Here is a 234-nt window from a genome sequence, read left to right on the forward strand (position 1 = left end):
GTAATGTATGGAGCTGACCGGTACTAATCGCCCGAGGGCTTGACCTACGAGAAGAAGCAGGCGTGCTTGAACGCGGCGTCACATTGTTCGGTTTTGAGGGTGCAGGGAAAAGCAAGCCCCTCGAGTTTGCACCTTTAGCTCAGTTGGTAGAGCAACTGACTCTTAATCAGTGGGTCCCCGGTTCGAGTCCGTGAAGGTGCACCATGGCCCGTTGGTCAAGTGGTTAAGACAGCG

1 tRNA gene is annotated in these 234 nt (G+C 54.7%); it reads left to right on the top strand.

Going from position 1 to position 234, the window contains the following annotated elements:
• Positions 1-128 precede the first annotated feature (128 nt).
• Positions 129-204: transfer RNA gene (locus H9X91_RS14155), tRNA-Lys, on the top strand.
• Positions 205-234: the final 30 nt, after the last annotated feature.

Origin of the sequence: Oscillibacter valericigenes (assembly GCF_016902445.1) — a bacterium.
GTDB lineage: Bacteria > Bacillota > Clostridia > Oscillospirales > Oscillospiraceae > Oscillibacter > Oscillibacter avistercoris.